24 protein-coding genes and 1 riboswitch are annotated in these 20515 nt (G+C 45.0%); of the genes, 11 read left to right on the top strand and 13 right to left on the bottom strand.

What is annotated here, in order from left to right; genetic code table 11:
* Positions 1-104: 104 nt before the first annotated feature.
* From mpl to thiQ, 5 genes are all read left to right on the top strand, one after another.
* Positions 105-1463 (top strand): UDP-N-acetylmuramate:L-alanyl-gamma-D-glutamyl-meso-diaminopimelate ligase, encoded by a 1359-nt coding sequence (gene mpl, locus OCV56_RS14225; protein WP_086715570.1) that lies wholly within the window; start codon positions 105-107, stop codon positions 1461-1463.
* A 38-nt stretch (positions 1464-1501) separates the two neighbouring features.
* A complete protein-coding gene (locus OCV56_RS14220; protein WP_086715568.1) occupies positions 1502-2125 on the top strand; it encodes a flavin prenyltransferase UbiX in 624 nt (207 codons plus the stop codon).
* A gap of 43 nt (positions 2126-2168) precedes the next feature.
* Positions 2169-2288, top strand: a riboswitch (TPP riboswitch).
* Positions 2289-2341: 53 nt separating this feature from the next.
* A complete protein-coding gene (gene thiB, locus OCV56_RS14215; RefSeq protein WP_086715566.1) occupies positions 2342-3334 on the top strand; it encodes a thiamine ABC transporter substrate binding subunit in 993 nt (330 codons plus the stop codon).
* Between the two features lie 85 nt (positions 3335-3419).
* Positions 3420-5015, top strand: coding sequence for a thiamine/thiamine pyrophosphate ABC transporter permease ThiP (gene thiP, locus OCV56_RS14210; RefSeq protein ID WP_167373190.1), 1596 nt, complete (start codon positions 3420-3422; stop codon positions 5013-5015).
* Between the two features lie 10 nt (positions 5016-5025).
* A complete protein-coding gene (thiQ, locus tag OCV56_RS14205; protein ID WP_086715565.1) occupies positions 5026-5730 on the top strand; it encodes a thiamine ABC transporter ATP-binding protein in 705 nt (234 codons plus the stop codon).
* A gap of 109 nt (positions 5731-5839) precedes the next feature.
* Here the strand turns inward: thiQ and yjgA are convergent, their stop codons facing one another.
* Positions 5840-6364 carry a ribosome biogenesis factor YjgA gene (gene yjgA / locus OCV56_RS14200; protein ID WP_086715563.1) on the bottom strand — a complete coding sequence of 175 codons (525 nt, stop codon included), beginning with the start codon at positions 6362-6364 and terminating at the stop codon, positions 5840-5842.
* A 118-nt stretch (positions 6365-6482) separates the two neighbouring features.
* Here yjgA and pmbA point away from each other — a divergent pair, with 118 nt between their 5' ends.
* Entirely contained in the window at positions 6483-7826 is a 1344-nt protein-coding gene (gene pmbA / locus OCV56_RS14195) for a metalloprotease PmbA (protein ID WP_086715562.1), read from the top strand.
* Between the two features lie 78 nt (positions 7827-7904).
* On the opposite strand, the gene mgtE is transcribed toward pmbA, so the two are convergent.
* The 12 genes from mgtE to OCV56_RS14135 all read right to left on the bottom strand — a co-directional run bounded on the left by mgtE (position 7905) and on the right by OCV56_RS14135 (position 17180).
* Complete coding sequence (gene mgtE, locus OCV56_RS14190) at positions 7905-9260, bottom strand: magnesium transporter (RefSeq protein WP_086715560.1); 1356 nt, start codon at positions 9258-9260, stop codon at positions 7905-7907.
* Between the two features lie 148 nt (positions 9261-9408).
* A complete protein-coding gene (locus tag OCV56_RS14185) occupies positions 9409-9684 on the bottom strand; it encodes an HPr family phosphocarrier protein (RefSeq protein ID WP_017063734.1) in 276 nt (91 codons plus the stop codon).
* 2 nt (positions 9685-9686) lie between these two features.
* Complete coding sequence (rapZ, locus tag OCV56_RS14180; RefSeq protein ID WP_086715559.1) at positions 9687-10556, bottom strand: RNase adapter RapZ; 870 nt, start codon at positions 10554-10556, stop codon at positions 9687-9689.
* A gap of 1 nt (position 10557) precedes the next feature.
* Positions 10558-11019 carry a PTS IIA-like nitrogen regulatory protein PtsN gene (gene ptsN / locus OCV56_RS14175; protein WP_004738707.1) on the bottom strand — a complete coding sequence of 154 codons (462 nt, stop codon included), beginning with the start codon at positions 11017-11019 and terminating at the stop codon, positions 10558-10560.
* Position 11020: 1 nt separating this feature from the next.
* Positions 11021-11308, bottom strand: coding sequence for a ribosome hibernation promoting factor (gene hpf, locus OCV56_RS14170; RefSeq protein ID WP_009847742.1), 288 nt, complete (start codon positions 11306-11308; stop codon positions 11021-11023).
* A gap of 65 nt (positions 11309-11373) precedes the next feature.
* Positions 11374-12834 carry an RNA polymerase factor sigma-54 gene (locus tag OCV56_RS14165; protein ID WP_086715558.1) on the bottom strand — a complete coding sequence of 487 codons (1461 nt, stop codon included), beginning with the start codon at positions 12832-12834 and terminating at the stop codon, positions 11374-11376.
* Positions 12835-12888: 54 nt separating this feature from the next.
* Entirely contained in the window at positions 12889-13614 is a 726-nt protein-coding gene (gene lptB / locus OCV56_RS14160) for an LPS export ABC transporter ATP-binding protein (protein WP_016792197.1), read from the bottom strand.
* Positions 13615-13616: 2 nt separating this feature from the next.
* Positions 13617-14111, bottom strand: a complete 495-nt coding sequence (gene lptA / locus OCV56_RS14155; RefSeq protein WP_004735305.1) for a lipopolysaccharide transport periplasmic protein LptA — start codon at positions 14109-14111, stop codon at positions 13617-13619.
* On the bottom strand, positions 14092-14655 hold the full coding sequence (gene lptC / locus OCV56_RS14150) for an LPS export ABC transporter periplasmic protein LptC (RefSeq protein WP_086715556.1): 564 nt from the start codon (positions 14653-14655) through the stop codon (positions 14092-14094). The genes lptA and lptC overlap by 20 nt, the downstream gene beginning before the upstream one ends.
* On the bottom strand, positions 14652-15209 hold the full coding sequence (gene kdsC / locus OCV56_RS14145; protein WP_086715554.1) for a 3-deoxy-manno-octulosonate-8-phosphatase KdsC: 558 nt from the start codon (positions 15207-15209) through the stop codon (positions 14652-14654). The genes lptC and kdsC overlap by 4 nt, the downstream gene beginning before the upstream one ends.
* The gene (gene kdsD, locus OCV56_RS14140; RefSeq protein ID WP_048659267.1) at positions 15209-16180 is read right to left on the bottom strand and encodes an arabinose-5-phosphate isomerase KdsD; all 972 of its coding nucleotides are present in this window, start codon (positions 16178-16180) and stop codon (positions 15209-15211) included. Before kdsD ends, kdsC begins: the two co-directional genes overlap by 1 nt.
* A 34-nt stretch (positions 16181-16214) precedes the next feature.
* Positions 16215-17180: a calcium/sodium antiporter gene (locus tag OCV56_RS14135; protein WP_048612607.1), complete on the bottom strand. Its 966-nt coding sequence runs from the start codon at positions 17178-17180 to the stop codon at positions 16215-16217.
* Between the two features lie 264 nt (positions 17181-17444).
* On the opposite strand from OCV56_RS14135, the gene mlaF reads away from it, so the two are divergent.
* The 5 genes from mlaF to OCV56_RS14110 all read left to right on the top strand — a co-directional run bounded on the left by mlaF (position 17445) and on the right by OCV56_RS14110 (position 20504).
* Positions 17445-18239, top strand: a complete 795-nt coding sequence (gene mlaF / locus OCV56_RS14130; protein WP_086715552.1) for a phospholipid ABC transporter ATP-binding protein MlaF — start codon at positions 17445-17447, stop codon at positions 18237-18239.
* Between the two features lies 1 nt (position 18240).
* A complete protein-coding gene (mlaE, locus tag OCV56_RS14125; protein WP_086715551.1) occupies positions 18241-19020 on the top strand; it encodes a lipid asymmetry maintenance ABC transporter permease subunit MlaE in 780 nt (259 codons plus the stop codon).
* Between the two features lie 2 nt (positions 19021-19022).
* A complete protein-coding gene (mlaD, locus tag OCV56_RS14120) occupies positions 19023-19514 on the top strand; it encodes an outer membrane lipid asymmetry maintenance protein MlaD (RefSeq protein ID WP_017632287.1) in 492 nt (163 codons plus the stop codon).
* A 79-nt stretch (positions 19515-19593) separates the two neighbouring features.
* Positions 19594-20196, top strand: coding sequence for an ABC transporter substrate-binding protein (locus OCV56_RS14115; protein ID WP_390903676.1), 603 nt, complete (start codon positions 19594-19596; stop codon positions 20194-20196).
* On the top strand, positions 20196-20504 hold the full coding sequence (locus OCV56_RS14110; protein ID WP_086715547.1) for an STAS domain-containing protein: 309 nt from the start codon (positions 20196-20198) through the stop codon (positions 20502-20504). The genes OCV56_RS14115 and OCV56_RS14110 overlap by 1 nt, the downstream gene beginning before the upstream one ends.
* The last annotated feature ends 11 nt before the right edge of the window (positions 20505-20515 follow it).

Below are 20515 nucleotides of genomic sequence, written 5' to 3'. Positions count from 1 at the left end.
TTGTTTTGCATTGCTGCTCGCTTTTAATCTTCATTTAATGATAATGAGTACAAGCCATTATCATTAGGCACTGTTTATATTAGCCAAGCGTTTGGAAGTAATTTATGCATATTCATATCTTAGGAATTTGTGGCACCTTCATGGGCGGTGCTGCGGTATTGGCTCGTCAATTAGGTCACAAGGTTACCGGTAGTGACGCGAATGTTTATCCTCCAATGAGTACGTTGTTGGAGTCGCAAGGGATTGAAATCATTGAAGGCTTCGACCCAAGCCAACTAGAGCCTAGGCCGGACCTGGTGGTTATCGGTAATGCAATGAGCCGCGGTAACCCATGTGTTGAGTATGTCTTGGATAACAACCTTAGATACACCTCTGGTCCACAATGGCTACAAGAGTTCTTGCTGCACGACCGCTGGGTTCTTGCAGTGTCTGGTACTCACGGTAAAACTACAACTTCCAGCATGCTGGCGTGGATCTTAGAAGACTGCGGTTACGCTCCAGGATTCTTAGTTGGTGGTGTATTGGGTAACTTTGGTATCTCTGCTCGCTTAGGTGACAGCATGTTCTTCGTGGTAGAAGCCGACGAATATGACAGTGCTTTTTTCGACAAGCGCTCTAAGTTCGTTCATTACCACCCAAGAACCTTGGTGATGAATAACCTTGAGTTCGATCATGCAGATATCTTTGACGATCTTGAAGCGATCAAACGTCAATTCCACCATTTAGTGCGAACTGTGCCTGGCAATGGTCGTATTTTCTCACCCAAGCAAGATACCGCTATTCAAGATGTTTTATCACGTGGCTGTTGGAGTGAAACTGAGTCAAGTGGCGAACAAGGTGATTGGGATGCGAAGAAGTTGGTTAAAGATGGCTCTAAATTTGAGGTCTATTTCCAGAATGAATGTGTTGGCACCGTAGATTGGGATTTAGTTGGCGATCACAACGTAAACAATGCTTTGATGGCGATTGCTGCAGCACGACACGTGGGTGTGACACCTGACCTTGCTTGCGAATCATTGGCGAAATTCATCAACACTAAACGTCGTCTAGAGTTTAAAGGCGAGGTCGCTGGTGTGTCTGTTTATGACGATTTTGCTCATCACCCAACGGCGATTGAACTTACGCTAGGCGGATTACGTAATAAGGTCGACACTAAGAAGATTATTGCTGTTTTAGAGCCTCGTTCTGCCACGATGAAACGTGGTGTGCACAAAGCAACCTTGGCTGATTCACTTAAACAAGCGGATTCTACCTACTTATTCCAACCGGATAACATTGATTGGTCAGTACAGGATGTTGCAGATGCTTGCCACCAGCCCGCACACGTGAGTGATGACATGGACGCATTCGTTGCTAAAATTGTCTCAGAGGCACAAGCGGGCGACCAAATTTTGGTAATGAGTAATGGTGGCTTTGGTGGTATTCACCAGAAATTGTTGGATGGATTAGCACTCAAAGGCTAACGGCATCCACGACCTTATAATTTGAAGTAACAGAGAACATGACAAAACACGATAAAGCGATAACTCTTGCTTTTACCGGCGCATCAGGTGCGCCTTACGGACTGCGCTTGCTTGAATGCTTGTTGGCAGCGGACTATCAGGTGTACCTGTTGATTTCGTCAGCAGCGCGAGTGGTGTTGGCTACTGAGCATGAGCTTAAGTTACCTGCCGGACCGGATGCGGCAAAGCAAGCCTTGGTTAAGTACTTGGGCTGCGATCCAGAAAAGCTGGTTGTATGCGGAAAGGATGACTGGTTCTCGCCAGTTGCATCAGGTTCCGCAGCGCCGAAGCAGATGGTGGTGTGCCCATGTTCTGCGGGTAGTTTGGCATCCATTGCCCATGGGTTATCGGACAACCTGATTGAGCGTGCAGCAGATGTGGTGATGAAAGAACGAGGGCAACTTTTATTAGTAGTTCGTGAAACGCCATTCTCAACGCTGCATCTAGAGAACATGCACAAACTTTCAACCATGGGCGTGACGATCATGCCTGCTGCTCCGGGTTTTTATCACCAACCTAAATCGATCGAAGACTTGGTGGATTTTATGGTGGCGCGCATTCTAGACCATCTTGGTATCGAGCAAGGTTTAGTGCCACGTTGGGGCTACGATCAACGTAATTGATCCAAACTTGATAGCTTATTGTTAAAATTCGAATTACAATTCTGAACACTCATCGGGGAGCGAACCATTCAAATAATGAATGCGAGCTGAGATCAAGCACACGCTTGGGACCCGTAAACCTGAACCAGATAATGCTGGCGTAGGAATTGAGTTAGGAACAACCTCTACCGTTCTCCTCCCTCAAACCTGTGCCGCTCAGACCATGGAGAGCGTCCAGTGAAATTCACATTAACTACCCTTGCTGTTACTACAGCGATCTCTTTTTCTGCCTTCGCTGCAGACAACACTTTGACTGTATACACATACGACTCTTTTGCTGCGGATTGGGGCCCTCGTCCTGCCGTTGAAAAAGCATTTGAAGAGAAGTGTGGTTGTGATGTGAACTTTGTCGCGCTCGAAGATGGCGTGTCTATTCTTAACCGTTTGCGCCTTGAAGGCGGCAACAGCAAAGCTGACATCGTATTAGGCCTAGACAACAACCTAATGGCTGAAGCGAAAGCGACGGGTTTACTGGCTGAGCACAACGTTGATACTTCATCAGTAACACTGCCTAATGGTTGGGATGACAAGACCTTTGTACCTTATGACTTTGGTTATTTTGCCTTTGTATATAACACAGAGAAATTAGCAAACCCGCCTAAGAGCCTGAAAGAGTTGGTTGAGCTGCGTGATGATCTGAAGGTTATCTACCAAGATCCACGTACTTCAACACCTGGCCAAGGCATGATGTTATGGATGAAGTCGGTTTACGGTGATGAAACTACGACAGCTTGGAAGAAGTTGGCTCAGAAAACCGTTACGGTAACCAAAGGTTGGTCTGAAGCTTACTCTATGTTCCTAGAGGGAGAGTCTGACTTAGTGTTGTCTTACACAACTTCTCCGGCTTACCATATTATTGCAGAGAACGATTCTAAGTACGCAGCAGCGAGCTTCGAAGAAGGGCATTACACTCAAGTGGAAGTGGCCGCTAAGGTTAAAGGCAGCAAGAACGAAAAGCTTGCTGATGAGTTTATGGCGTTTATCCTAAGTGATGAATTCCAATCGGCCATGCCGACAGGTAACTGGATGTACCCAGTAACGGCTGTCGAGCTGCCAAAAGGCTTTGAGCAGTTAACTGTACCGCAGAAAGCACTGAGCTTTAGCTCTGAAGAGATCGCCGAGAAGCGTAAGCCTTGGATTCGTGAATGGCAAAGTGCACTTACTTTCTAACGTACTTTTAAAAAACTAGCTTTCTGTATTTAAAGGTTCATTCGTGATGTTTGGAATGAACCATTTACGGTAAAAAAATCAATTTATGATAAAGAAAACACCTAAGGTCGGGATCTGGGTTGCGATACTCATTACCGCCTTCGTGGTTTCAGCAGTTGGGGCATTGCTTAGCAATGCCCCTTCTCTTGATATCAGCCAAGTATGGTCCGACCCTTACTATTGGCATGTAACGAAATTCAGCTTTTATCAAGCGACACTCTCAACAGTGCTGAGTGTTGGCTTTGCTATACCTATTGCACATGCTTTGTGCCGCAGACAGTTTTTTGGACGTGCCTTGTTATTGAGGTTGTTCGCGTCGACCTTAGTTCTACCTGTGTTAGTCGGTGTATTTGGCTTGCTGGCGATTTACGGCAACAGTGGTTGGTTAGCTAAGTTCTTGGCGAACTTCAACATTGAGCTACCATTCTCGATTTATGGCTTGAATGGTATTTTGTTGGCGCACGTTTTCTTCAACCTGCCTTATGCCAGCCGTTTACTTCTGCAAGCGTTAGATACTGTGCCTGCCGAGCAGCATAAACTCTGTGCTCACTTAGGCATGAGTCATTGGAATAAATTTAAATGGGTTGAGTGGCCGAGGCTAAGACAGCAATTGCCACATGTGTGTGGCTTAGTGTTCATGTTGTGCTTCACCAGCTTTGCCACCGTGATGGCGTTGGGTGGCGGTCCGAAATCAACCACCATTGAGCTCGCCATCTATCAAGCAATCAAATTCGACTTTGACCTGCAGGCTGGCGCGTTACTCGCGATATGGCAAATGCTGTTGTGTGGTGTATTAGCGGTGAGTATTCAGCGTTTGTCTAAGCCTATATCTGTGACGGCTAGTCAGCTGTCGGAAGAGAAGTATTTGGTTAAGGACAGCTGGTGGTCAAAAGCTTGGGATAGCTTTTGGATCATCATAGTCTCAATGCTGGTATTGCCGCCATTAGCCATGGTTATTTTAAGTGGCATTAACCCTCAGGCGCTCACTGTACTGAGCAGCGAGCCATTTTGGGCAGCGTTAATGACCTCGGTTCGTGTTGCTTCCCTCGCAAGTATTATCGCCGTTGGTATTGGTATCGCGATCCTTCTAACCAGTCGCGCATGGCGTTTGCAGAACAAGAACTTTAGAGCAGATAAGATTGAGCTGATTGGCACTATTATTTTGGTGACGCCGGGCTTGGTGATCAGTACGGGCCTATTCTTATTACTGCGCTCGGTTACCGACGTGTTCAGCTTGGCTTTCTTTATCGTGATTGCCGTAAACAGCTTGATGGCGTTGCCTTACGTGATTAAAACCTTAGCTCAACCTATGCTGCATCTTTCTCAGCAGTATCAGTATGTGTGTGCAAGCTTAGGAATGACTGGGTTCACCCGCTTTAGGCTGGTGGAGTGGCGCGCACTGCGTAAACCTATGGCGCAGGCTTTCTCAATCAGCTTTATGCTGGCGATGGGCGATCTGAGCGCGATTGCCTTGTTTGGTAGCCAAGACTTTAGAACTCTGCCTTTGTATCTATTCCAACTGTTAGGCAGCTATCAAATGGAAGCGGCGGCAGTGGTTTCAGTAAGTTTGCTGTTACTGAGTGTGGGCAGTTTTAGTCTGATTGAATTTTTGTTTACTCGAAGCTCAAAGCTAAAGAGTTAAGGAACCGATGATGTTAGTGATGAAAGATGTGGATTACCACTATCACCAAGAGTTGTTTAGTTTTGATTTCCAAGCAGAGCAGGGCGACATTGTTGCTCTGATGGGGCCAAGTGGGGCGGGTAAATCAACGCTACTCGCATTGGTTGCTGGCTTTATTGAGCCAACATCGGGTGAGATCTCGGTAGCAGGGCAATCGCTTATTGGTAAAGAAGCGCATCAACGCCCATTGGCAATGCTATTTCAAGAACATAACCTGTTTGCTCACCTAACGGTGCGTGAAAATATTGGCTTAGGTCTGCATCCTGGTTTAAAGCTAACATCAACCCAAAAGCAAGCTGTGGAGCAAGCTGCAGCGCAAGTTGGCGTTGCTGAATATTTGGATAGATTGCCTGAGCACTTATCAGGCGGTCAACGCCAGCGCGTTGCGTTAGCGCGTTGTTTTGTCCAACCTCATGATATTTGGTTACTTGATGAGCCGTTCTCTGCACTTGACCCTTTACTGCGCGAAGAGATGCTTAACTTAGTGAAGCGATTATCGGCAGAGCGAAATATTACGGTTTTGATGGTGACTCACCATTTAGGTGATGCACGTAGTATTGCAAATAAGTTTGTATTTGTAGCGCTAGGTAAGGTGTTGGTTGAAGATTCGATAAAAGCCCTGACAGCGGAGCATCCACAGCCAGAATTAAGCTCATTTGTTAAGGCGGGTGAGTAACGATTCATCACTTCGATTGAATGTTTTTTGGTATTGCGTGCTCCGAAAATAAAAAGACCTAGCATGCGCTAGGTCTTTTATTAACTCTATGAGTAAAGCGAGATGACATTTAATCTTCTAGCTTTAGCTCTTTTAAGATTTGGAAAATCTCACGAGAAGACTTCGAAGGCTTGTTCGCTGATTTCTCTTTGTTAGCTTGGCGAGCTAGCTGACGAAGACGCTGACGGTCTGCTTCAGGGTACATGTCCATGACTTCTGAAATAGCCGTATCACCTTCAGTAACAACACGATCACGTAGTTGCTCAAGTTTATGTAGCTCAGCTGTTGCTTGTGAGTGTTTGTTACGTACTTTATCCAAAGCCGCTTGAATTGGCTCTGGATCGACATTGCGCATTACTTTACCAATGTATTGAAGTTGACGACGCTTCGCTTCATTTTTAAAGCGTTGTGCATCTTTAATCGCTTGTGCCAAATCTTCAGACAGCGGAAATTTGTCTAATACAGAAGGCTTTAGACCAACAAGCTCTTCTCCCAGCTTTTGCAGGGCATCCATGTCCGTTTTCATTTCTGTCTTACTTACCCAGATGATTTCTTCTTCTGGTTCCCATGGGGCTTTTTGGTTTTTGCGAGCCATCTTTTCTGCCTATGTCACTATCTCAAACGAATATATTGCCTATTTTAGCAAGAATCTTGGGGAGAAAGCGAAATTCTTGTTATCCTACGTAATATTGACCTAAAAAATTAGAATAGATATGGATGTAAAACAGCAAGTCACCCAGCAAAGAGTTGAGCTAGAAGCCGCAGTAGCTAAAGCGTTGGATATGGCATCAGTGAGTGCAGACGCAGCTGAGGTCGCTATTACTAAGTCAACGGGTTTAAGTGTTTCAACACGTATGTGTGAAGTGGAAAACGTTGAATTTAATAGTGATGGTGCGCTAGGTATTACTGTTTATCGCGGCCAGAAAAAAGGCAGCGCATCTACATCTGATCTGAGTGAAAAAGCGATTGCTCAAACGGTAGCAGCAGCACTTGATATCGCTCAGTACACGTCTGAAGATCCGTTTGCAGGTCCTGCAGCAAAAGAATACATGGTAAAAGAAATTCCAGACTTGGATCTTTTCCACCCTGATGAACCTAATCCCGACTATGCCGCTGAGATTGCGATTGCTGCTGAGAAGCAAGCGCTCACTTATAGCGACAAGATCAAACAAAGTGATGGCGCAAGCTACGACAGCCACTACGGCGTTAAGGTTTACGGTAACAGCCATGGCTTACTAGCAAGCTACGCTTCAAGCCGTCATAGCACGAGCTGCTGCGTGATTGGACAAGGCGCTAATGGTGAAATGGAACGTGACTATAGCTACACCGTTGCACGTCACCGTGACGAACTGTGGACGCCTGAGCGTGTAGGTCAGGAAGCTGCAGAAAAGACGATTAGCCGTTTGGATGCGAAAAAGCTACCAACAGGCCAATACCCAATCATGTTCGCAAATGATGTTGCGACAGGTCTTATCGGTCACCTAGTGATGGCGATCAGTGGCGGCAACCTTTACCGTAAGTCGTCTTTCTTATTGGATCATTTAGGTCAGAAAATTCTACCTGATTGGTTCAATATCTCTGAGCGTCCTCATATCCTGCGTGGTTTGGCTTCAAGCCCATTTGATAGCGAAGGTGTGTTCACTCAAGATCGTGAAATCATCACTGACGGTGTGTTAGCAACTTACCTACTAACGAGCTATGCCGCACGTAAGATGGATATGACGCCAACCGGTCATGCTGGTGGTATTCACAACTGGTTCGTTAAATCGACCGGTCAAAACTTTGAGCAGATGCTAAAAGAGTTAGGCACTGGTTTCCTAGTGACGGAAGTGATGGGGCAAGGCGTAAATACAGTAACGGGTGATTACTCTCGTGGCGCAGCAGGTTTTTGGGTTGAGAACGGAGAGATTCAATACCCAGTATCAGAAGTAACAATCGCCGGTAATCTAAAAGACATGTTTACTCAGATTGTTGCGGTTGGTAACGACGTAGAAACACGTTCGCAAATTCAAACCGGTTCTATCTTGCTTGAGTCAATGAAAGTCGCGGGTGAGTAATTCTCTTAACGTGAACCTGATACATTTAAAAAGGGAGCCAGTGGCTCCCTTTTTGTATTTACCGAGTAGGTAATTAAGCTAGATAAGTATGGTGGCTAAGCCTAAGAATACCGATAGGCCAATAACATCGGTTACTGTGGTCAGTGCCATACCGCCAGCAAGGGCCGGATCGATATTCATCTTCTTCAGCATTACCGGGATGGTTACCCCAGCAATACCTGCAACAATCAAGTTGGTCATCATTGCCGCTGAGATGATGCCTCCCAGTATCCAGTTGCCTTTCCAAGCTACAACGATACCACCAATGATAACGGCCCATAAAACGCCGTTGAGGAAGCCGATAGCGGCTTCTTTGAGTAGTAGTTCGCGTTTGTTACTGTCACCGATATGACCAAGTGCTAAGCCACGAATCACAAGAGCAACGGTTTGGTTACCCGCAACACCACCCATTGAAGGTACGATAGTCATAAGAACCGCAATCGCTGCCATTTGGTCGAGCGTTGCTTCAAACATATTTGATACCGATGCCGCAGCCAGTGCTGCGAGTACGTTAGCACCAAGCCAGACACTACGACGACGGGCGGATTTTACGACTGGTGCGAAGGTATCTTCGTCATCGTCCATACCCGCCATGCTCATCATTGAGTGTTCGGCATCTTCACGAATAACATCAACTACGTCATCGATGGTGATACGGCCAACAAGGTGTTGATTACTATCGACTACTGGCGCTGAAACCCAATTACGACGTTCGAACAGGCTCGCAATATCGGAAGCACTGGTTTCAACTGTAATTGCTTCGTCGGCATCTTCCATCACTTCTGAAACAGGTACATCGGGTTGAGTCGTTACTAGTGTGGTAAGCGATAGGTTACCGATAAGACGCTCTTCTTCATCAATGACATACAGCGTATCGGTTGCGTCAGGCAGTTCGCCCCGCATTCGCATGTAGCGTAATACAACGTCGACATCGACATCACCACGAATCGTGATTACGTCGGTGTTCATGATCGCACCCGCTGAATCTTCAGGGTACGACAGGGCTGTTTCAACTAGCGCACGATCGACGGAGTCCATTTGAGAAAGGACTTCGCGAGAAACATCGTCGGGTAGGCTTCGAAGTACGTACGCGACGTCATCGGTTTCCATGCCCTCGGTTGCTTCTGCCAAGGTCTCGGGTGCCATTTTCGACACAAGAGCATCTTTTACGTCTTCGTTTAGTTCATCAAGAATTTCACCGTAGTCTTCTGGATCGGTGAGTTGCCAGAGTACGTCACGACTTTTGCGAGGAGAGGCTTCTAAAAGGTGTGCAATATCCTCAGGTTCCATGTCCTGAAGTTGTCGGCGTACGTGAACAAATCGGCCGTTTTCTAGGGCTTCGCTGACTTCTTGGAGGGTTTGGTGAGCTTGGTCGAATTCTAATTGCTCTGCCATATTTTCCTCCTATCTCATTATTCTAACAATGCTTGGAATAGTAACTTAATTCTAGGGCTTATTTAAATCATAAACTTAGGTAGAACTAAGATTTAATATTGGTTGGTTCGCTGTTTGAGTTTTGGGTGTTGTAAATGAAGCGCTTTCGCTACTCACCTTCATCAAACTTGTCTTCAATTAGATGACAGACAGCATCCAGAGCTTGCTGTGAATCGGTGCCGGCAGCTTGAATGGTAATGTGTTGTCCCTGTGCTGATTCCAGCATAAGCAGGCCCATCACGCTGTCTGCTGTCGCGCTTTTATCTTCTTCGCTATGGATAGTGATAGTCGCATCAAAGCTTTGTGCAAGCTCAACCAACTTTACGGCTGCTCTAGCGTGAAGACCCAAGCGGTTTTGGATCAGTACAGTTCGAGTTAATTCCATGGTTAGCCCTGTTGGTGCTTCTCTAGGGAGGCGTGTCTGATTTGAACTTGATGACCAAGTTGTTCGAAGTACTCACCAATTTTCTGAGTTAGATAAACCGAGCGATGCTTACCGCCAGTACAACCAATCGCGACTGTTAAGTAGCTGCGATTATTCTTCTCTAACATAGGCAGCCACTGCTCAACAAAGCCTTGGATCTGTTGCTTGAGTTCAATAACTTCTGGGTGTTTTTCTAGGAAAGAGTGAATCGGGGCATCGAGGCCCGTTAATGGTCGTAAATCTGGTTCCCAATGAGGGTTAGGCAAGAAGCGAACATCAAACACATAGTCAGCGTCACTTGGCAGGCCATATTTAAAACCGAATGATTGAAAGACAATGATCAGCTCTTGCTTCTCTTTGCCTTCAACTTTAAAGCGAACCTTTTCACTCAATTCGTAGAGGTTGCAGTCACTACTGTCAATCACAATGCTGGCTTGTTCAGCCAGAGGTGTCAGGAGTGTCTTTTCTAAATCAATCGCTTGTTCAAGAGAGAGCTTTTCTTGGCCGATTGATAGAGGGTGGATTCTGCGCGTTTCGCTGTAGCGCTTGAGTAACGTCTGCTTGCTTGCATCGAGGAACAAGACATTTACATCAATGTCCGTGGCAGCTTCGAGTTGCTCTAGCATCTCTGTGACTAACTGCGGTTCTTTTGGTAGGTTACGAATATCAATGCTAACGGCAACGTTTTGATTGATCTCGCGTACCGACTCGACGAAGTCGTTGAGCAGGTTTACGGGCAGGTTATCAACACAGTAATACCCCAAGTCTTCAAGGACTCGTAGCGCAACACTTTTACCGGCCCCGGATTGGCCACTAACAACGATTAATCGCATGTTATTGCTCGCAAGTTGGCACTTGAATCATGATGTCGTAAAGCTCCTGATCGCTTTGAGCATTACGCAACTGTTTAAGAGTCTGCTTGTCGTTAAGTCGTTCTGCCATACATGAAAGGGTTTTTAAATGCTCCTTACACTGTTCACTTGGAACAAGTAGGGCAAATAGTAGGTCGACAGGGCGATTATCAATCGCATCAAATTCGATGGGATCTTGGCATTGCAGTAATACAGCAATCGCTTTATCACTGACATTCATACGAGCATGGGGAATAGCAATGCCATTACCAATACCTGTACTGCCCATTTTCTCACGGCTCAACATGCACTCAAACAGTTCTGTTGAATCTTGACCACAGCTTTCTGCTGCGATCTGACTGATGAGCTCAAGGGCTCTTTTTTTGCTTGTGCATTGGACTGCACTTTTGGTGCAGTCCAATGAAAGTACTTCGCTTAATTGCATGTTAGTGACTACTTAGCTTTTCTTTGTGCTTGTTGAGTTGGCGAACGAGTTTATCAACCAATGAATCAATCGCAGCATACATGCTTTCATCTGTTGCTGTCGCATGGATTTCCCCCTGATTTATATGCAGGGTAGCTTCTGCGATTTGATTGATTTTCTCAACTTTTAAAACAACCTGAACGCTATTGATATGATCAAAGAAGCGCTCAAGTTTGTCGAATTTGGTGTGAACATAGTCTTGCATTGAATCGGTAAGATCAACGTGATGGCCTTGAATATTGATTTGCATAGACTTTCCTTTTCAGTTGGTTATCTAGTTATAAATAACTTAACGAAACTGCGGGCTAAATTATTTTATAACAGGCGTTTACGCTGACTCGATGGGGCAATGCCCAGAGACTCACGGTATTTCGCTATCGTACGTCTAGCTACCTGAATTCCTTGGTCAGCCAGTAAAGCAGCAATCTTACTATCACTTAGAGGTTTGGCGGTATTTTCTGCCGCAACAAGCTTCTTAATGAGTGCTCGAATTGCTGTCGATGAACATTCACCACCATTGTCAGTACTGACATGGCTCGAGAAAAAGTATTTGAGTTCGAAGATGCCACGTGGTGTGTGCATAAACTTTTGAGTCGTCACACGAGAAATCGTGGATTCGTGCATATCAACAGCTAATGCAACATCATTAAGAACCATTGGCTTCATCGCTTCTTCGCCATGTTCGAAGAAATCACGCTGATGTTCAACAATACACCGCGCAACTTTGAGTAGCGTCTCATTTCGGCTCTCTAGGCTTTTAATTAGCCACTTTGCTTCTTGCAAATTGGAGCGGATGTATTGATTGTCGGCGCTGTTACCTTTGTTACCCAGATCCGCGTATTGCTGATTCACTTTCAGCTTAGGCACGCTATCAGGGTTAATTGTCACTAACCATTTACCAAGGTCTTTGAAGACAGATACATCCGGAACCACATACTCAGTTTCATCCGGAGTAATCTTACTACCAGGGCGAGGGTCCAGTTGTTGAATCAGCTGTAAAACTTCACGTAGTTCTGCCTCTTTCAACTTGGTCTCTTTGATAACCAGTTTGTAATCACGATTGCCGAGTTGGTCTATATGGCTAGTAAGTACTAACTTAGCTTCGTTGAGCCAAGGAGTATCTTGAGGGAAGGTTGCCAGTTGCAGTAACAAGCAATCTTGCAGATTGACTGAACCGACACCTAGCGGATCAAACTGCTGAATTCGCTTACGTACGGCTTCAATTTCATCAAGCTCAATCTCTTCATTATCGAAGTTTTCAAGGATGTCTTCACAAGTTACAGTGAGGTAGCCATAGTCATCGATGGCATCGATCAATGCAAAAGCTATGCTTCGGTCTGTGTCAGTGAATGGTGTTAGGTCGAGTTGCCAAAGTAGGTAATCGTGCAGGCTTTGAGTGGTTTCGCCTTGATAAACAGGCATGTCGTCATCAATCGCAATACCTGTGTTACCGGTGTTTGCGCTGTAGACGTCTTCCCAAGTTGTGTCGATTTCTAGTTCGTTGCCAATCTCTGATTTTTCGATTAAGTCTGAGCTATCAGGTAAGTCTTGCTCCGTGGCTTCAACGGTTTCTTTTTCGTCACTGCTAGGTTTTTCTTCCGATGTTGGCGTATCTTCATTGCCTTCTTCGACATCGAGTAGTGGGTTAGATTCAAGTGCTTCTTGGATCTCTTGCTGCAAATCTAAAGTAGACAATTGCAACAAACGAATCGCTTGCTGCAATTGAGGAGTCATTGCTAACTGTTGGCCTAGCTTAAGTTGTAATGAGGGTTTCATTCAGTGTGACTTACCTAGTTATTATTCTTAGAACTCTCGATACTCTCTATATAATCATAGACGGAATTGTTCGCCTAGATAAACTTGTTTAACTTGTTCGTTATTGAGAACATCTTCAGGAGTACCCTCCGCGATCAGGTGCCCTTGGCTTACGATGTAAGCTTTTTCACACACGTCTAGTGTTTCACGAACGTTGTGGTCGGTAATCAAAACACCCAAGCCGCGATCGCGTAGATGAACAATAATTTTTTTGATATCAATAACCGAGATCGGGTCAACACCGGCAAAGGGTTCATCTAGCAGAATGAACTGAGGATTTGCTGCGAGTGCACGCGCAATCTCAACACGACGGCGCTCCCCACCAGACAGAGCCATACCATTGCTGGTGCGGATATGTTGAATGTGGAACTCTTCTAGCAGGTCTTCCAGCTTATCTTGGCGCTGTTCGTTGGTCATCTCTTCACGGGTTTGTAAAACCGCCATGATGTTGTTCTCTACAGACAGCTTACGGAAAATCGATGCTTCTTGAGGCAGGTAACCAATGCCAAGACGAGAACGACTGTGCATTGGCAAGATACTGATGTCTCGATCATCAATACTAATGGTACCTTCATCACGTGCAACCAGACCAACAATCATATAGAAAGACGTGGTTTTACCTGCACCGTTAGGCCCAAGCAGACCAACGATCTGGCCTGACTCTACCTGTAAGCTTACATCAGTAACAACCTTACGCTTGCTATAGGTTTTCGCTAGGTTTTTTGCTTTAAGAACAGCCATCGTTACTTATTCACTTCCGTTGGTTGTAAAACCGTTGACACTCGTTTGTTTTCACCACTGTCAGCGACTAATTTCTGAGAACCGATCTGGTAAGTGATCTTAGAGCCGCGAATGATACTGCCATCTTGAGATAGCATCGCATTCTTGGTCATGATCAGTTTGTCGGCAACTAGCTGGTAATGTAGATCGTCAGCTTCACCGTAGAGTGTCTTGCCGTCGTCTGTAAGTTGAGAGAAGGTAGCTGGCTTACCGAAGCCTTGAATTTCTTCAATCTCACCATTTACGGCGTTACGAGTAACAATAACCTTATCGGCATTGATATTGATGCTGCCTTGCTTAAGGTTCACATCACCAAGGAAAGTCACTTGGTTACTTTTCATATCCAATTGCTGGCTGTCTGAGTCAATGTAGACAGGTTGCTCGCTATCCGAAGACAGAGCATAGACATTAGGTGCCGCAAGGGTCAAAGCGAATAAACTAAGGTGTAAGAGTTTCATATCTACCTTGAACAGAATTAAAGAGGGTCGCATTGTTGGTACCAAAGTTACCTTTCATTGCTTGTCCCTCAGTTTCAAAAAATGTACCGATCATATGGACCGGAGTCTCTGAATAAAAATCTCGGCTAGGCAGCTCAACAACCATTTTATCTGTGGTCATTGTATCGAAGCTTGCCCCTGGCAGTAGATTCTTTGCCACGACGTTGTCATAAAAGGTGACAACTTGATTCTCATCCATAATCGCGCGACCAGCGGTGACTTGCCATTCAATCGTGTGCCCTTCACGGAATACCGAAAGAACCGGGTTTTGAAAGTGCGTATCGCCAACCACTGAGTAGTATTCTAAATGCGTCGATTCAACTTGATAGCTACGAATACCGCTTTCGTCGTAGCTGATGTTGTTTAGACTTTTGCCACTAAACGCGGGCAGCTCCAAATTTGGAGCTACTTGTATGGTCGATGTTTGCTCTTTGTCGTATATGTAATAGGTTGACCAAGAGGCAATAAATATTAGTATTAAATAGATAATACGAGTAAAACTCATATGCTTAAACCTTTATGCACGTCGAGTTCATTTCTTGCTTGTAAAATAAGGTCGCAGACTTCACGTACCGCACCATGACCACCGTTAATGGTTGTCACGTAGTTTGCACGCTTTGCAAGTAGTGGGTGGCCATCTGCTACACATACCTTCAAGCCAACTTTTTCCATTACAGGCCAGTCGATCAGATCATCTCCGATGTAACCTGTATTCTCAGGGCTTACAGAAAGCTTATCGCAAATATCTTGGTATGCCTTAACTTTATCGTCCTGACCTTGGTAAATCAGCTTTATACCCAAAGCCGTCATTCGATTCTCAACAATTTGAGATTTACGACCAGTGATAATCGCGATTTCAATGCCAGCGTTCATCAGTGATTTTATGCCGTAACCGTCACGAGTGTGGAAGGTTTTCAGCTCTTCACCGTTGTTGCCCATATAGATGCGACCATCAGAGAAGACACCATCAACATCGCAAATAAGCAGCTTGATCTCTTTTGCGATTTCAAACACATTCGATTCAACAGTGCCGTATAGAGTTTCGACTGTCTGTGTCATTACATTACTCCTGCTTTCAGTAAGTCATGCATGTTTAAGGCACCGACTAGTTTTCCTTCATGGCATAACATTAGGCCATTGATGCTCTTCGCTTGCATCAAATTTAAACCCTCAACCGCAAGCATGTTTGGTTCTGCTACCGTCGGGTTTAGCGTCATCACATCGCCGATCTGCGTGTTATGGATATCAACACGCTTGTCTAAGATACGGCGTAAATCACCATCGGTAAAAATACCAGCCATTTGACCATCTTCACCAACAATGGCTGTCATGCCTAAGCCTTTCTGAGATATCTCCAACAGAGCGTCTCGTACTAGCGCATCCGGTGCTACAACAGGAAGTGCATCGCCTGTGTGCATGATGTCGTCGAGTTTCAGCAACAGTTGACGACCTAAAGCGCCACCAGGGTGAGACAGTGCAAAGTCTTGAGCGGTAAAACCTCGAGCCTGTAAAAGTGCAACGGCTAATGCATCACCCATAACCAAAGTCGCCGTGGTGCTGGTTGTTGGTGCTAAGCCCAGTGGGCAAGCTTCTTCCGGTACTGAAATTTGTAAATGGATATCAGACAAGGTCGCCATGTTCGATGCTGGTTTACCTGTCATACTAATGATCTTGATGTTCAAACGCTTTAATACCGGGAATAAGCTGAGAATCTCTCCCGATTCGCCTGAGTTGGATATTGCAATCACAATATCGCCTGGCTCAATCATGCCTAAATCGCCATGCGCAGCTTCACCTGGATGTACAAAGAAAGCCGATGTTCCGGTACTTGCCAATGTTGCTGCGATTTTGTTGCCGATATGACCTGATTTCCCCATGCCCATCACAACGACTTTACCTTTGTTGTTCAGAATAAGGTCGCAAGCTTTGCAAAAATCATCATTAAAATATTGGTCTAATTGAGTGAGACCTGCAACTTCGGTTTCCAAAACTTGTTTTGCAACACTGCGGTAATCAAATGGCTGAGACATCAAACACTCCAAGCACGGGAAGTTAAATAAACAATTAAGCTGACATGTTCATTAGTAGGTAACTTTGGTAGGCCACGAATGTCACAATTAACACGCCGCCTTCAATACGATTAACGCTACGAGATTTTCCTAGCGCCATAACAACAAGCAGTAGCGATACGCCTAGCATTACCCAGAAGTCACGACCCATAGCGAATTCGCTCAAGATTGAAGGATTTAGGATGCCCGGGATACCCATAACAGCAAGGATATTGAATACGTTGGAGCCAATGATATTACCTACAGCCATATCATCTTCACCCTTCATAACACCGGCTAGTGATGCTGCAAGCTCAGGCAAGCTCGTACCTACGGCAATGATGGTTAGACCAATGACAAGGTCGCTCATGCCAAAGTATTTCGCGATGATTACGGCATTATCAACTAGCATATCAGCAGCTAAAGGCAGAATGATCAGACCAATTACGACCCACATTGCGGCTTTAGGATTACTTACACCTTCTGGAATTTCTGATTCTTGCTCGTCAAGGAAGGCATCACCGTTCTTCTTCTCACTACGGCTGATTTGCAGCATCGCAAATAAGAACGCGGCAAAAAGAACAAACAACAACACACCTTCATAGAAACCTAAATGGTTATCCCAAAGTAGTGCGCCAGCTAATAAAGTGACACCAATCATTAATGGTAGTTCACGGCGAATCACGCCAGAGCTAATCGATAATGGCTTGATAAGGGCTGTAATACCTAAAATCAGCGCAATATTGGCGATGTTTGAGCCTAATACGTTACCTACAGCTGTATCTGTTTTGCCATCAAGAGCCGCTGTTGCAGAAACCATCATTTCAGGAGCCGAAGATCCCATTGCTAAGATCGTCATACCGATAACTAGTGGTGAGATACCGAAGTTTCGAGCAAGAGCAGCAGCACCGTAAACCAGTTTATCTGCACTCCACACCAAAAAACCTAGACCGATAATAAGAAACGCAATCGCTTCAAGCATGATGATTCCTAAAAGTTAATAAAAAACGGAGAATTAACCGCTAATTTTGACTTGTTGCTAGATAAAAGGGAAGTCACTCTACAAATTAATTGCCACTTAGTAGTAAAGAAATGTAGTTAAACAAAGAATTTCTCAATGCTTTCAAATTCCTGCCATTGATTTTTGTTTTTTATAATTAATTGAACAGTGCTTTTAATTCTAAAGTAGACTCATTATTATTGCAGCCATAATTGGCGTTTTTTAAAGCAAGGAAACAACAAGAATATGTTGAACACTGAGCTTGTGAAAGTTAAGAACCTCAGCTTTTCACGCGGTGATCGCGTTATCTTTGATGACATCAGTTTAGAGGTGCCTCAAGGTAAGATAACTGCGATCATGGGGCCATCAGGGATTGGTAAAACGACCTTGCTGCGTTTGATTGGTGGTCAATTGCCGCCAGATGAAGGCGAAGTCTGGTTTGATGGGAACAATATCCCTGCATTATCGCGTCGAAAGCTGTATCAAGCACGTAAAAAAATGAGCATGCTTTTCCAGTCGGGTGCACTTTTTACGGATCTCAATGTCTTTGATAATGTGGCGTTTCCATTACGTGAGCACACCAAACTGAATGAAAAATTCATTCGTACCATCGTATTACTTAAGCTTGAGGCGGTAGGTTTGCGAGGGGCGGCACAGCTAATGCCGAGTGAATTGTCTGGTGGCATGGCGAGAAGAGCGGCGTTGGCACGTGCGATTGCCTTGGATCCAGAGCTCATCATGTACGATGAACCGTTTGTTGGCCAAGACCCTATCACTATGGGTGTTTTGGTTGAGCTTATTCGTAACCTCAATCAAGCGTTGGGCTTAACCTCGATTGTTGTTTCTCACGATGTTCCAGAAGTAATGAGTATTGCGGATTGGGTTTATCTCATGGCCGATAGCAAAATCATTGCTGCAGGAACGCCTGAAGAGTTGTACAACAACGACGATCCGAGAGTGCAGCAATTCTTGCAAGGTGAAGCTGATGGCCCGGTGCCGTTTAGATTCCCTGCGCAAAGTCTAGAAAAGGATTTGTTTTAATATGATTGCTAAAACTATTGCGGGTGTCGGTAGACGCACACTTGCGATTTGCGAGTCATTTGGTCGAGCAAGCCTGATGTTATTCGGCGCTTTGTTTGGCATCCCGAGACTAAAAAACTTCCCTTTATTAGTAAAACAGCTTTATAGCGTTGGCGTTCAGTCATTAGCTATCATTTTAGTTTCGGGACTGTTCATTGGCATGGTACTTAGCCTGCAAGGTTATGTCGTGCTCATCGACTACGGTGCTGAGGGTAATCTTGGTCAAATGGTCGCACTTTCACTGTTACGTGAATTGGGCCCTGTTGTGACGGCGTTATTATTTGCAGGTCGAGCTGGTTCAGCACTAACGGCAGAGATTGGTTTAATGAAGGCAACAGAGCAGATCTCAAGCCTTGAGATGATGGCCGTTGATCCTCTAAAACGTATTATTGCACCACGACTTTGGGCCGGGCTTATCTCAATGCCATTGCTTGCTATGATCTTTATGGCGGTAGGTATTTGGGGTGGCCAGTTAGTGGGTGTTGATTGGAAAGGCATTGACCACGGTAGTTTCTGGTCTGCGATGCAGTCTTCTGTTGAGCTAGGCCGAGATATTGGTAACAGCATGGTCAAGTGTATGGTCTTCGCTATCACCGTCACTTGGATCGCACTTTTCAACGGTTATGATGCGGTACCGACCTCTGAAGGTATCAGTCAGGCAACCACACGCACAGTAGTGCACTCTTCTCTAGCGGTATTAGGGCTAGATTTTGTTCTTACCGCATTGATGTTTGGGAATTAATCATGCAACAAACTCGAAAATTAGAACTATGGGTCGGCACCTTTGTTATTGCCGGAATTTGCGCAATCTTAATCATGATCTTTCAAGTCGCTGACGTAAAAGGTATAGGTTCGAACCATACTTACAACTTAAAAGCGACCTTTGACAACATAGGTAGCCTAAAGGTTCGTTCTCCTGTGAAAGTGGGTGGCGTGGTTGTTGGTCGAGTTCAAAGCATTGAACTTGATACCGAGAGCTACCTGCCAGTGGTTCAATTGTCTATTGATTCGAAGTACTCACAATTTCCAGATACCTCTAGTGCTCAAATCTTAACGTCTGGTTTAATCGGTGAGCAGTACATCAGCTTGGTGCCGGGTTTCATTTTTGATGATGAAGAGATGTTGGTTGATGGTGACTCGATTGAAGACACCAAATCAGCATTGGTATTAGAAGATTTGATTGGCCAAGTGCTGTATAGCGTTGGTGGCTCTGATGATAGCGAAGCTAAGGAGTAGGCACATGTTAAAGAGGAATAACTTATTGAAGAATCATAACTTGTTGAAGGTATGGTTTCTGACAGCAGTCGCTTTTCTGATGTCGGCTCAAGCTTTTGCTGCAGAGTCGATTGATCGTACTCAGCCGTACCAGATGATGACTCAAGTAGCAGAAGTTGCATTTGATCGTTTGAAGAGTGAACAAGACAATATCCACCAAGACCCAGAACTATTGAAGGTCATCGTGGAAGAAGAGTTGATGCCTTATGTGAATGCGCAATATGCAGCACTTAAGTTACTTGGGCCAAACTTGAAAGGCGCAGATAGAAAAGACGTGCGTGTATTTATCGACTCATTCCGTAAATACCTGGTTTCTTCCTATGCTCAAGTTCTGACTCAATATACCGATCAGACAATTGAATTTGGTCCTGAACCAAAAATCAAAGCTGATAGCCGTATTACCAGTATCAAGGTAGACATCATCGATTCGCCACGACCTAGCATCAAACTTGAGTTTAAGCTTCGTAAAGACAAGAAGTCGGGTGAGTGGAAGGCATTTGATATGGTTGCCGAAGGTATTAGCCTGTTATCGAGCAAGCAGTCAGAGTGGAATACTAAGATTCGTCAGGAAGGCATCTTACAAGTTGCCGACGAACTAGAGAAACTGGCCGCACAACCGATTCGCTTTGAGAGTAACAAATAATGAGCCATTCTCAATGGCAAGCACTAAGCTCTAGAGAGTATCAGCTGCTCGGTGATATCGACCGAGACAGTGTCCCTGCAATCTGGCGTATATTGGAAAAGTGGCAAACAACGGAATCGAGCGTTGAAATTGACCTTAGCCATATAAATCGAGTCGATTCAGCAGGAATGGTGATGCTAATTCACTTATTAGAGCATGCAAAAAATCAAAACTGTCATATAATGCTCAGTTTCGTGCCAGAACAATTACGAACGTTGTTCCAATTGAGCAATATCCAGCCAATGATGGCAGAACACATAAAAAATTAGGCAGGAGCTAT

The organism is Vibrio gigantis (assembly GCF_024347515.1).
GTDB classification, from domain to species: Bacteria; Pseudomonadota; Gammaproteobacteria; order Enterobacterales; family Vibrionaceae; genus Vibrio; species Vibrio gigantis.
The sequence above is the reverse complement of the archived record's forward strand: the minus strand, read 5'-3'. Positions and strand labels throughout refer to the sequence as shown.

Excerpts from the sequence above, each read along its gene's own strand:
- kdsD (WP_048659267.1), bottom strand. The coding sequence starts at position 16,180 with ATGTCTCAGCCATTTGATTACCGCAGTGTTGCAAAACAAGTTTTGGAA.
- OCV56_RS14185 (WP_017063734.1), bottom strand. The coding sequence starts at position 9,684 with ATGGAATTAACTCGAACTGTACTGATCCAAAACCGCTTGGGTCTTCAC.
- ptsN (WP_004738707.1), bottom strand. The coding sequence starts at position 11,019 with ATGCAATTAAGCGAAGTACTTTCATTGGACTGCACCAAAAGTGCAGTC.
- mlaD (WP_017632287.1), top strand. The coding sequence starts at position 19,023 with ATGCAACAAACTCGAAAATTAGAACTATGGGTCGGCACCTTTGTTATT.
- OCV56_RS14110 (WP_086715547.1), top strand. The coding sequence starts at position 20,196 with ATGAGCCATTCTCAATGGCAAGCACTAAGCTCTAGAGAGTATCAGCTG.
- OCV56_RS14115 (WP_390903676.1), top strand. The coding sequence starts at position 19,594 with ATGTCGGCTCAAGCTTTTGCTGCAGAGTCGATTGATCGTACTCAGCCG.
- lptB (WP_016792197.1), bottom strand. The coding sequence starts at position 13,614 with ATGGCTGTTCTTAAAGCAAAAAACCTAGCGAAAACCTATAGCAAGCGT.
- OCV56_RS14135 (WP_048612607.1), bottom strand. The coding sequence starts at position 17,180 with ATGCTTGAAGCGATTGCGTTTCTTATTATCGGTCTAGGTTTTTTGGTG.
- mlaE (WP_086715551.1), top strand. The coding sequence starts at position 18,241 with ATGATTGCTAAAACTATTGCGGGTGTCGGTAGACGCACACTTGCGATT.
- pmbA (WP_086715562.1), top strand. The coding sequence starts at position 6,483 with ATGGATGTAAAACAGCAAGTCACCCAGCAAAGAGTTGAGCTAGAAGCC.
- thiQ (WP_086715565.1), top strand. The coding sequence starts at position 5,026 with ATGTTAGTGATGAAAGATGTGGATTACCACTATCACCAAGAGTTGTTT.
- lptA (WP_004735305.1), bottom strand. The coding sequence starts at position 14,111 with ATGAAACTCTTACACCTTAGTTTATTCGCTTTGACCCTTGCGGCACCT.
- yjgA (WP_086715563.1), bottom strand. The coding sequence starts at position 6,364 with ATGGCTCGCAAAAACCAAAAAGCCCCATGGGAACCAGAAGAAGAAATC.
- mgtE (WP_086715560.1), bottom strand. The coding sequence starts at position 9,260 with ATGGCAGAGCAATTAGAATTCGACCAAGCTCACCAAACCCTCCAAGAA.
- rapZ (WP_086715559.1), bottom strand. The coding sequence starts at position 10,556 with ATGCGATTAATCGTTGTTAGTGGCCAATCCGGGGCCGGTAAAAGTGTT.
- mpl (WP_086715570.1), top strand. The coding sequence starts at position 105 with ATGCATATTCATATCTTAGGAATTTGTGGCACCTTCATGGGCGGTGCT.
- OCV56_RS14165 (WP_086715558.1), bottom strand. The coding sequence starts at position 12,834 with ATGAAACCCTCATTACAACTTAAGCTAGGCCAACAGTTAGCAATGACT.
- thiP (WP_167373190.1), top strand. The coding sequence starts at position 3,420 with ATGATAAAGAAAACACCTAAGGTCGGGATCTGGGTTGCGATACTCATT.
- kdsC (WP_086715554.1), bottom strand. The coding sequence starts at position 15,209 with ATGACACAGACAGTCGAAACTCTATACGGCACTGTTGAATCGAATGTG.
- lptC (WP_086715556.1), bottom strand. The coding sequence starts at position 14,655 with ATGAGTTTTACTCGTATTATCTATTTAATACTAATATTTATTGCCTCT.
- OCV56_RS14220 (WP_086715568.1), top strand. The coding sequence starts at position 1,502 with ATGACAAAACACGATAAAGCGATAACTCTTGCTTTTACCGGCGCATCA.
- mlaF (WP_086715552.1), top strand. The coding sequence starts at position 17,445 with ATGTTGAACACTGAGCTTGTGAAAGTTAAGAACCTCAGCTTTTCACGC.
- hpf (WP_009847742.1), bottom strand. The coding sequence starts at position 11,308 with ATGCAAATCAATATTCAAGGCCATCACGTTGATCTTACCGATTCAATG.